Annotated in this window: 11 protein-coding genes; 4 read left to right on the top strand and 7 right to left on the bottom strand. The window is 37.7% G+C overall.

Going from position 1 to position 11,115, the window contains the following annotated elements; all coding sequences use genetic code 11:
- Positions 1-572 precede the first annotated feature (572 nt).
- The 4 genes from FEM55_RS17130 to FEM55_RS17145 all read right to left on the bottom strand — a co-directional run bounded on the left by FEM55_RS17130 (position 573) and on the right by FEM55_RS17145 (position 2,869).
- Positions 573-875 carry an integrase core domain-containing protein gene (locus FEM55_RS17130; RefSeq protein ID WP_171036595.1) on the bottom strand — a complete coding sequence of 101 codons (303 nt, stop codon included), beginning with the start codon at positions 873-875 and terminating at the stop codon, positions 573-575.
- A gap of 53 nt (positions 876-928) precedes the next feature.
- Positions 929-1,507, bottom strand: a complete 579-nt coding sequence (locus FEM55_RS17135; protein ID WP_138282627.1) for a DDE-type integrase/transposase/recombinase — start codon at positions 1,505-1,507, stop codon at positions 929-931.
- 5 nt (positions 1,508-1,512) lie between these two features.
- On the bottom strand, positions 1,513-1,701 hold the full coding sequence (locus FEM55_RS17140) for a hypothetical protein (protein ID WP_138282628.1): 189 nt from the start codon (positions 1,699-1,701) through the stop codon (positions 1,513-1,515).
- 394 nt (positions 1,702-2,095) lie between these two features.
- Positions 2,096-2,869, bottom strand: a complete 774-nt coding sequence (locus FEM55_RS17145; RefSeq protein WP_138282629.1) for a response regulator transcription factor — start codon at positions 2,867-2,869, stop codon at positions 2,096-2,098.
- Between the two features lie 183 nt (positions 2,870-3,052).
- Here FEM55_RS17145 and FEM55_RS17150 point away from each other — a divergent pair, with 183 nt between their 5' ends.
- Together FEM55_RS17150 and FEM55_RS17155 are read left to right on the top strand one after the other, a co-directional pair.
- Complete coding sequence (locus FEM55_RS17150; RefSeq protein ID WP_138282630.1) at positions 3,053-4,588, top strand: hypothetical protein; 1,536 nt, start codon at positions 3,053-3,055, stop codon at positions 4,586-4,588.
- 556 nt (positions 4,589-5,144) lie between these two features.
- On the top strand, positions 5,145-5,744 hold the full coding sequence (locus FEM55_RS17155; protein WP_138282631.1) for a recombinase family protein: 600 nt from the start codon (positions 5,145-5,147) through the stop codon (positions 5,742-5,744).
- Between the two features lie 234 nt (positions 5,745-5,978).
- Here FEM55_RS17155 and FEM55_RS17160 read toward each other — a convergent pair whose 3' ends face one another.
- Both FEM55_RS17160 and FEM55_RS17165 read right to left on the bottom strand, forming a co-directional pair.
- Positions 5,979-6,815, bottom strand: a complete 837-nt coding sequence (locus FEM55_RS17160; RefSeq protein ID WP_138282632.1) for an alpha/beta fold hydrolase — start codon at positions 6,813-6,815, stop codon at positions 5,979-5,981.
- A 344-nt stretch (positions 6,816-7,159) separates the two neighbouring features.
- Positions 7,160-7,753: a Crp/Fnr family transcriptional regulator gene (locus FEM55_RS17165; protein ID WP_138282633.1), complete on the bottom strand. Its 594-nt coding sequence runs from the start codon at positions 7,751-7,753 to the stop codon at positions 7,160-7,162.
- A 197-nt stretch (positions 7,754-7,950) separates the two neighbouring features.
- Here FEM55_RS17165 and FEM55_RS17170 point away from each other — a divergent pair, with 197 nt between their 5' ends.
- Together FEM55_RS17170 and FEM55_RS17175 are read left to right on the top strand one after the other, a co-directional pair.
- Positions 7,951-8,520, top strand: a complete 570-nt coding sequence (locus tag FEM55_RS17170; protein ID WP_510185826.1) for a Riean_0653 family protein — start codon at positions 7,951-7,953, stop codon at positions 8,518-8,520.
- 53 nt (positions 8,521-8,573) lie between these two features.
- Complete coding sequence (locus FEM55_RS17175) at positions 8,574-9,029, top strand: hypothetical protein (protein WP_138282635.1); 456 nt, start codon at positions 8,574-8,576, stop codon at positions 9,027-9,029.
- 454 nt (positions 9,030-9,483) lie between these two features.
- Here FEM55_RS17175 and FEM55_RS17180 read toward each other — a convergent pair whose 3' ends face one another.
- Positions 9,484-11,088, bottom strand: coding sequence for a DUF7619 domain-containing protein (locus FEM55_RS17180; RefSeq protein ID WP_138282636.1), 1,605 nt, complete (start codon positions 11,086-11,088; stop codon positions 9,484-9,486).
- Between the last annotated feature and the right edge of the window lie 27 nt (positions 11,089-11,115).

The following is an 11,115-nucleotide window of genomic DNA, read 5'->3' on the forward strand; positions in this document are numbered from 1 at the left end:
TCTTGAACTGCTTTAAAAACTCATCAGTCAACAAATCTTCTGGTCTCATAAACTGTGTTTTGTTAAAAGTAAAAAATCGGAGTTACAAACCCCGATTTAAACTTTACACAGATTTTGAGATAGTGTCGACCAAAAATACAGTAATTGGATTTGGGTATTAGTAGGCTTTATTGTCTTAGTGATATTTGCTATTCTTTAAATATCTAAAAAATGCAAAATCTTGATAAATCCTATCAAACAATTTATTACATAACAAAACTAGAAATTTGCCACTTTGTTCTAATAAGCCTTTTATGTTAACTAATTATTATGGAAAAAGTGTATCGTCCTGTTTTTACCTTACAGTTTTTTGTGATAATCCTGATTAAACTTTACGCTTCTTTTTTGTTAGTACTGCAATTGGCTTACACCTAAATTTTTTAATACTGGAATTACTTTACAAGTATAGTATAAGCCTTTTTCTGATCTAAACTTTGCGGTTATAATTTGCTACTGGCTTTGAACATTGTTTCTTGTAATCCCCCCATTAAAATGGGGGTTATAAGAAATAATGTGGACATCGAACTGCCTTATTATACTTCGATCGGCTCTGCTTGTCTTTTCTTTTTTCGCTGGTAACTTTTCCAGCGCTTTGATAATACCCCTTCATGAGCATGCGCCTGGTCAGGTGTTAGGTAATCAATACTGGCGTGGGGCCGTTTGCTATTATAAATCTGAATGATTTTTGTAATAGCCTTCAATGCTTCTTTGTGATTTTGGTAAATCCGTTTCGGATAAAATTCATTCTTTATAATTCCATTTACCCGTTCTGCAAGTGCATTGTCATAGGGACTGCCACTTTGTGTCATACTGATCGCAATATTTTCGTCTTCCAAGATACTTACATATTCTGCCGAGCAATACTGGATTCCTCTGTCGGAATGGTGAATCAGAAAATATGGTGAATCAGAAAATATGGTGAATCACGCTTTAGCCCTGCAATTGCCATCTTCAAAGCGTTGACACACCCCACTGCCTCTAAGGTATGATAAAGGTCATACCCTACAATCTTTCTTGAGAATGCATCTGTAATTAGACTTAGATAGCTAAATCCCTCCAAGGTTCTGATATATGTTATATCACTCACCCATAATTGATTGGCTCCGGTTACTTCCAGCCCTTTAATTAAATTAGGATACTTTTTTAGCCAGTGGTGAGAATCTGTAGTCTTTACAGTCCGCCTTCTTCTTCTTCGAATTAAGAGGCCATGAAATCGCAGCAGTTCAAACAACTGATCTCTTCCGATTTTAATACCGTGTTGCTCTAGGTCAGGCATCAATAGGAAAAGAAGCTTTCTGGTTCCTATCAGTGGAATGTTGTTACGATATTCTCTAACATAGGACAAAACCAACATGTGTGCTATGGGCGTTTTCTTTTCATGCTCTGCTGCATCGTAATAAGCCTGACGTGTTACACCAAACAGTTCACAGAGACTTCCCAGACTTTCCTGCGGATGTTTCTGCCTCATTTTCTTTACTGTCTGGTACCAGGCTTTTTTCGGATCTTAATGTGAAGTTCTTGTTCACTGACTTCAATCATGGTCTGCAATCCGCTAATTTTCAGATTAGCTTTTTCAAGTTGCTTTGTTAAATCTTGCACCTGTTTGGCAAGAATCCGTGTCTTTGAACTTTCAGTCATATCACTGATTGCTTCTTCGGCCACCTCGTGTGGCTTTATAGCAAACGAAGAAAAATCAGTTATCCATGCACTAAGAGTGTTTCGACTTAGACCGTATTTTTTTGCACATGCTCGCTGACCAATTAATCCCGAATTTACTTCATGGACAATCTTCCTTTTTTTCCTTTCGCTTAAACGCTCTTATGGTTTTCAATTTTTGACTGTAACTTTCTTCCCATTTGTTTTCATCCTTTTCTGCTTTAGTGTAAAGCTATATCAGGACAATACACGTAACCTACGGAAGCAATTTTCAAGGTACAAAACTGAATACTGGTAGCATCTTATTATCTTATGGGAAAGTATTTAAAATGAGCATTTGTGTATAGCCTATGATCTCAATTTTGGGAAGTATTACAGAGATAAAGTTTAATCCAATATATTAAATTATTTGATATGCTAAAAGAAAATTATTTATCTCCATCATGTCTGCCATGTTCAATTTTCGCACTATGTTTTGCCGATGTGTATTAATTGTATGAATACTTAAAAACAATCGTTCACCAATCTCTTCGCTAGTTAACTTTTCACCAATCATCCTTGCTATCTCGAGCTCTCTTTTGGTGAGGTTATCAAGTTTCCTCAAGAGGCCAGACTCATTATCGACTTCGTATATTAGATTATCATTTCCATCAGTTAATCGTAAGTGTTGGCGATTATTTCGTTTCAAATAAGAAATATTCGAGATCATTGCGAGGAGAAGAGATATATTGCCAGTTGGATCTCGTTTTAATATTACTCCCTCTTGTAGAATTCGCACCATTTGCCCATCAGGGCGAATCATTCTAAAATCAAAATACGATTTAAAATTAGCGATCTTATCGTGCGAAAGAGTGACTACATAATCGGTCATAACTTTAGACATTTTCTCTAACCCCCGATAATCAGATGATTCAAGTTTTGACAAAAAGAAGGCCACTCCTTCCTTAAGAAATATGTCGTGGTCCCAACCAATAATGAGTTTTAAATCCCCAATTGTGCAGAGATAACGCATGGAGTGAAGATCAATGACTGCAACTGATGCCTTACGAAGACGCAGAGTTTCCTCCAATAAAGGGCTTGTCCTAATTAGATCATCAAAAAAGTTAATCTCTGAGCTAAGAATATCTGACTTCCAAACTTTGCGAAAAGAACATAAATCAAAAAATTTTGTCACTGTTTTGCTCAATAAGGTGAAACTCTCTACAAAATACTGAATTGCCAGTATTGTAACAAAGCTTACGCGTTATGAAATTTACAAGTCGATCACCTGACCTCCCCAAGAAAACTGGACAATTTATAACTAAAGAATAACGGGGAAGTGATATTATAAATGGTACTGTAAATCTACTTATCTCTTATGATGAAATTACTTCTTTCGTTATTGGGCTTATTATGCTCAACCCAATTATTTTCTCAGGATTCAAAGAATTTTTATGTCGAATGCTCTGATGCTGGTACCATCGCTGAAATAGAACTATGGGTTAGCAACAAAGGCTATAAAGTATCAAGAAACAAGAGTACCGCTGATTACACAATTTCATGCATGGAAATTAAAAGATCATCTTTACGGAGAAACCTTGTCTTTATTTCTATTCTTGATAATAAGGATGTAGTTGTAGGGCAAACCAAAACGGTTTATGCATATAACAAAAAGAAATCATATGTACTGTTAGCAGAACTTGAATTGGACGGTATAATCAAGAAAGCAATTGCAAAGGAGGATTCTAATACTTTCCGTGCAGTGTTTAGCGACACTTTGTTAACCATTGTACGATCAAAAACAGAGGTTGTAACTACAAGATCTACTGTGTCATTTACCGGTAAAAAAAGTAATGAAATTAAATACTATTTTGAATTTGAAAATAACCCAGTTAAAGCGAAATTCAAAGATTACCATGGAAATATATACAACGGTAAATTACCTGATTCCAAAATGATCGAGGTAAATATTTTACCTGACACGACCATCAAGGAAACGATGACATACAAAGTCCAACTTTATTACAAGTTGAAAGACGATTCCGATTTCAAGAAAGATAAATTATTTACTATCAAAGTTTTGGCCCAAGAAGCTGTGACCCCGATCCCATTCCATAAGAATGAGTTGATTTTATTTGCGGGTACTACCTATGATCATTATAATCCCGGAAATAAAATCTCTGGTCTTTCAATTGAGCCAATGTTTACCACTCAGGCAAGTAAATACGTATGGTTGAGATTCGGAGTATTTATTCATCCAAATTTCACGCGAGATTCCTCAAATTCTTTTACTCGAAATTATTACTATCGCTTAAAGAATGAAGAATTGGTGAATAATAAAACAACGATAGGTAGGTATTCCACCTCCCAGAGCTATGCTAGTAAAATACAAAGTATTGGATTTTACACAGATTTGATTTTTACAGATCCAAAATCAACATTAGAAAAAGGTGTGAGGATTTCTCCATTTATTCATGTTGAAATTGTAAAAAGGATAATAACGCCAACATCTGTATTTTCAAGTAGTAGGACAGATACTCTTTTCTATAACACGGATCTTATCAAAGATCCAAAGTACGTAAATCTTTCAAGACCTGATACCAGTTTGAACGTACTTAGAAGATATACAAGAGATCAACTTTTTCTCTCAGTAGGCTGGATTACAGAAATCAGCTTAAAGGATGCCTATATATTCTTTCAGCCAATGTCTGGCATAAGAGCTCAGTTTGTAGGACAATATGTGCCAGGATTGCCGAAAAAGGAAGTAAAACTAACCTTAGGCTATAAGTTTGCAATACGCTATAAAGAACTTATAAGTTTAGCGATTGATCATCGGGATTTCCTGAGCCGAGATGAATATTTAAATATCTCTATAGGTGTTCCAACAACAATCGCAAAATTCACAAAGAAGTAAAAAGATTTCCTCTTTGTGAGTTTATATAAAAGCCACTTTTAGAATTACCTTTGTATTTTTCTTTCAGTCCAAGTGACCTCACCTCAAAATGTAATACAGTGACCTTCCCCCGCAAAACCGAATAGCTTAAACTAGAAAAAATTACTGCTGATTCTTATTTCCCCATCGGAACCAGCACGCCAAGGTGAACCGATGTGCCACGATTGTACATTTTCAATTCTTCAACCAATGGTCGAAGTCCAAGATGGTAACGTGCTTCTCCCAAAATCTTAAGGGGTATTGTAGGATAAGCAATGCCTGCGCCACCTATATAACGTACGGTTACATTGTATTAATATTTTTCCCAAAGATTAGTTAAATCTTGTGTTAGAAGAAGATAAACTAATTTCTTGATACCAATTTAAATTACTTGCTTGTTTGCAAAAACGATCGATTAAATAAAATTATCCTTGCCGTAATTTTACAATCTTTAAGCAATAGGTATTTTGTTTCATGTTGTTGTTTGCGAAATCAAATTTCATTTATTTGCAAACTCAACGAGTTTTGTGAAACAAATATGAAGTTTGGCTACATCCGCGTCTCCAAGGACGAACAGAATCATGAATTACAAGTTGATGCCTTGAAAAGGGAGGGCTGTGAGAAAATCTTTACAGAAAAAATTTCCGGGGCCAGTAAACATCGGCCCGAGTATGAGAAGATGCTTGAACAGTTAAGGCCGGGCGATGAAGTAAATGTCTGGGACATTGACCGGCTTGGACGAACCACATTGGAGCTCATTGTCCTGATCGATACCTGGAACCAAAAAGGCATCCTTTTCAAAAGTATAAGTCAACCATTAATTGATACGACCACGCCCCACGGAGAATTCATCTTTCAATTGTTTGCCATTCTTTCTCAACATGAGCGGAAAAGATTGATTCGTCGTACTAATGCCGGACTCGAAGCTGCCAGGGCTCGGGGCCGGGTAGGTGGTCGGAAGAAAGGGCTAAGTCCCCGTTATGAAAAGATTGCACCACTGGTGTTAAAGGCGTATAAAGACGGAAGTACAATCCGCGACATCATGCAGGCATTTTCCATTCCATCTTCGGCAACTGTTTATAAAATTTTAAAGGGTAGGATGGACCTTGGAGAACATATTGATCTACAAAAGCTATGATTGCTACTATAACCATGTAGGTAATGGTTGGCCGAAATGATGTTTATATGGGATCACAATTAAATAACGTACAAATCCATCTTCATAATTCAGTTTTTAAAGTTATGCAAAAGGACGATTTTTCTGCATAATGCAAAGTTAAATCGGATTTGCCTCTTAATACATTCTGTCTTGTCTCTGGTTATTAATATGCTAAATATGATATGCAATTAGCTTATTTAGAATACAATCCAGCTATTTATTTTTTAGAATAAAGCGATTGCAGATCGAAACAAAAAGTGCTGGATCACTCATCCAGGGATCATGACACGCTCCCTTAATCGTGTATAATTCGGCTTTTGGGAAAATGTTCATGTATTCGTCGGCACAATCTATTTGACAGGTTCTGCTACCGTTAAAAAGGAGAGTAGGAACGACAATGTTGCGAAGACTATCTACGATTGGTGCTGAGTGAAAACTATCCCTTGTTTCAAAAGCCGGAGCTTCTATGTACATTTCAATTTCTTTAAATATCATAATAGTTTCCTCTTTGGTTGATCCGTCAGTATGATGCCGGATCAAAGTTCCAAATTCGGTTTGAACTTGTTTATGAGATTTGACCGTGGGGCGGTAAGCTTTTTTGTGGTAGACTTCATTCCTTCCCTCCCAGTGATAGGTACCGGTAAGAATAACACCTTTGACATCCTGTGGATGTTTGTAGGTATAAATCATAGCTAATGTACTTCCCCAGGATGAACCAATTAGAAATACCTTTCTTTTTGGTGAGAAAGTCTTTATAACTCTTTTTAAATCCTTTACATGTTCCTGCCAAACATAGGTGGTGTCTTGCTGGCTCCGGCCACAACCACGCTGATCATAGTATACGACAGAACAATATTTGTTGAGAGAGTCTAACTCCGGACGCAGGTATTCATGTTGGACACCTGGCCCACCGTGTAATACAATTACAACCTGTGACTTGTCACCCAGCTTCCAATATGCCAGTTGGGGAATACCTTTTACAAAGCCATCCTGGCAAAATGCTTGAAACGTGCAAGTAAAAAACAGCAGGGTGATTATTTGGAAGCGCATAGATCTCAACTATTTAAGCTGTTACAATTTTACTACAAATAGATTGAATAATCATATTTCTTAAAGTACAAACTTACTGACTTTATAACTTTAAAGTTCGTTGAGGATATGGGAAAACGCTTGTTTTTCAAGCATGTTTGAAACAGCAATTTTCTTAGGAGTATCGCTTTTTAAGATTGACACAATCAATTTATACACCAAATGTTAGGACTTAGACCAACATGTTAAGCGTATGGGTTGAATAAAGGCAAACGGTTCACCCTAGTAGGAGTTGAATATAAATTTAAGATTGGGAAATAAAAATCTGTGAACCTTGTTTTGCAGGATTTCCATAAGAGAAAAACCTATAAATTTTTACTCCGTAGTACGGTCTTTAAACACCGGCTAAATGTTGCAGGAGTTGTTCCCAGGTAAGTGGCAATATAATGATCCGGAATTCTTCGAAAGAGTGATGACGGGTGACTGATATACGCTTCTATGCGCTGCTCAACAGAAAGGTATTTAAACAACTTGACCTTTTCACTAAAACTTACCAGCCGCTGTTCGAGCATTTGCATGATCAGATTGGCTATCAGTACATCTTCTTTTGCCAGGTTCCGGTATTCTTCGTAAGACACAGAATACAGTAGGGAATCTTCCAGTACTTCAAGGGCTTCACCGGATTTTTGACGTGTGAAAAAGCTCTCTGCAATACAGGCAATTTCACCTTCTGCAATGAGCCTGGACGTGATATCCTCTTCATTCATTACATAATAAGAACGCATTACGCCTGAATGAAGAAAATAGATGCTATCGTTTACCTGTCCGATGTTGACCAGTATTCGCCCTTTACGCACCTTGTAAGGAGTGGCCATGGAAGGGAACAGCTCCTTTAACCGGATGAATTCAGAGGAGCTTAATGTTTCTGTGAGCAGCTGTAAAGGTTTGAAGGCATACATGGTTAATTCTTTGATTGAGGTCGGCCATTTTGTTGTCCTGCGACAAGTAAAAGTGATGTTTAATCGCAAGATAAAAATGTTTGGGGTCCATTTAAATTTGTAACTGAAAAATAAGCTCTTGTTACCTAAAAGGATGACAAAATTCTTCCTCTTTAAAAATATTGAACACCATGACCATGAAACTAACTAGAAACGGTATGGCATGTCTGATTTCCGTTGCAATATTATGTAATGGCTGCAGTTGGAAAGATGTTAGGTCTGAATTACCGGATGCAACACAGGAAGGAAAAGGAACATTTGGCTGCAAAGTTGATGGCAGGGTATTTGTGCCGCGGTCCAGTTTAACAATGCCCGGAATACGATTTTCATATGATCCTACCTGGAACGGAGGAACGCTGAGTATCAAAGCCAAATACTGGTTTCGTGACAGCAAAGACATTAATATTGCTACAATAGAAAACGTATCCATATCGCTTGGCAGAGTATCCAAGCCAGGAAGATATTTCTTTAATAATGCAGACTCGCTGGCACTTGCTGATTATACCATAAGGACTCAGAATGAGAAAGAGGCAATAAAAACAATACGGCATTGCTATTTTGATATTAGTGATACTCGTTCCGGCATATTGAACATCACCAAGCTGGATAGGAACAAAGGCATACTTGCTGGCACTTTCGAGTTTACTTTGACAAGAAGTAATCCGTTGACAAATTGCAATTCAGTTGTGAAAATTACCGAAGGCAGGTTTGATTTGCTAAGCCGCTAAGAGCATATTTATAAAATATTTTTTCCCTTACCATCTTGGAAACAGTAAACTTTATGAAGCAAAATGTCAAACTCTATAATTTGAAAAGAATTATTCAAGTTCTATCAATTGCATTTTCTCTGATTTGCTTCCTATTTATTCTCATTTCTTGCAGTATTTATTTTGGAGACCGCACAACGGTCATCTATGGCAAAGTAACTGATCAAAATAAAGAAGCAGTTGACAGTATTTTAGTAGAAGCAAGTGGCTTATGGGCATTGTACAATCTACAAAATATCAAGCAAACTTATACCGACGAGAATGGAAATTACGAGATGGTTATTGAGGTCCCTAGAAAATATAACTCACTCGATATAGGGATTCCTTATGATATGATTGCAAATTCAAAATTTCAGAATAATTACAGTCATGATATAGTCTGGAAAAATGGTAAACAAACCTATAATTGTTGCATAGCATCCATTGGAGAAAAGACAGAATATAACTTTCAATTGAAGCCTAATAAGTAGTACATACAACTGTCTTAGCCCCTTTTAACTGAAATTAACTATTCTAATTTTTGACAAAACCATTCATGAAGAAGTGTCTAACAGATCAAGGTTCAAGACAGTTGACACTCTGGCGTATCCAAAAATTATAAAATTGTCTCATAAACTCATGTTTATCAAACCTATTGAGTTTTGATTCGTGATACAAGTTTTTGAGATACCATTTCAGGTCAATAAGAAGAAAATTGATAAACCTGTCTCAGTATCAAAATACCTCCGTATTCGCTGACGCTGATGATTCGAAAAGTAGGGAGTCCTTCAATATCAGAGTAGGATCGTCTAAACTGTCAACCGATTTAAGTAGCATACGGTATGTAATTTAGAAATACTAACAAACCATCTTTTACGAATTACCTAATGAAAATGGACTTGTAATAATCACTAGGTTAAAAAAAATAACATTTACTCTAATAAACTATTCTTTAATCATCTTCATCGTATAGAGCTTGCCGTCAATAGAAGTTCTGAGCAGATATATCCCTTGCGGCAGTATCGGAAGGTCATTTAATAAAACGGTTGAGCTGCTAATGTTTTTGAGTTTTCTTTTATAAACCCGCTTGCCGTTTATGGCAAACATTTCGACCTGATCTCTTTCACTGGTACTGACCACATTCAGGATTTCAAGTGTAATATGATTGCTGAATGGATTCGGATATGCTGCGATTTGTGCTTCGGCAAAGTTTTGTTTCAATTGGATGGCCAGAATCCTGGAAGCATTTTGCTTTCCGCTCAGATCCAGCTGCATTAACCGGTAATAAACTGTTTTCAAACCTAAGGACATCACTTCACTGTCGGTAAAGTCATAATTGTTGGTTTGATTGCTATTGCCTACTGCAGCAACTTCTCCTATTTCCTGAAACTGTAAGCCATCGAAGGAACGCTGTATAACAAACTTTTCAGCTTCATATTCCATTACAGTTGCCCAGTCCAGCCTGACACCTTCACTGGTTTGCCGGCCTTTTACGAAAAGCCATGTAACCGGAAGCGGATTGCCGTTGATGGTTATGGTAGCTTCGCAGCTGCTCTTCAATGCTTCAACATTACCGACGTGATCGTTTGCGATGGTAAAAAAGCAGTAGGTGCTGTTCTTTTTACCTTTGAAAACAGTCGACGTACCTGTAATTCCCTGTTCATAAAGTGAAAACGGACTTTCATCTTCAGAAACATACAGGCTGTAGCTTTTTATCCCAGACCCATTCAGATCGTCCTTTCCGTCCCATTCAATTTTTATGGATGTGGAAGAAGTTGAAGCAGTGAGTGGGTTTACTTTGCTGACGGGAAGCCCGGCATCAATGGTGTTGCGCCAGAGATTGGTTTCAATGGTTTCTTCCGTATCAAAGATAATGCTGGCTTTTGCAGTAATGGTGTCCTGCGTCTGGCTTTGCGGGGATGGAATAATGGTAAAAGTTACATATCCTTCCCCGTTGTGTATCAGACTGTCATTAACCGGCAGAAAGCCGCTGTTGGCAGGAAGCGTAGCCGCCAGGCCTGTAACGGGATCAATGCTCTGAAATATCCAGAAAGCTCTCCGGTTGGCAGCATCTAGCCCGGCGGTAACATCCACAAAAATCCCCAGGCTATCCCTTACATCCAGGCGGTTGGTATAAATGCTGGTATTGGCCGGCACTGAAAAATTGAAGCTTCCGAAGCCGAAGTCGCTGATCCGCAGCGAAGCCGGATTCAGCTTTGCATGAATTGGTACGTAGACTGTTACATTCTGCGCCGGTGCGGTCGCAAATTCCGGATCGTTCTCAAAGAGCACTTTATATTCTTGCGTTTGTTTGTAAGATACCCAGTGCAGGCTGTCGTATCCCGCCTGACCAATGATTTCGTTAGGATCGGAAGCACGAAGAACGGGAATGGAAATAGGATCAGGGTTTCCATCTGGACAATTGCCTGCCGGGCAACCGGGAGTGCCGTCTGGGTCGCCGGGGTTGCATGTAGAACTAATATTCTGTGATATTGCTGCCGTTGGTAACAATATAAAAGATATAAATACAAGAAAGATGTTATATATCATGTAATCATATATTTTAATGTTCAATTA

It is taken from the genome of Dyadobacter sediminis, from assembly GCF_005860765.1.
GTDB classification, from domain to species: Bacteria; Bacteroidota; Bacteroidia; order Cytophagales; family Spirosomataceae; genus Dyadobacter; species Dyadobacter sediminis.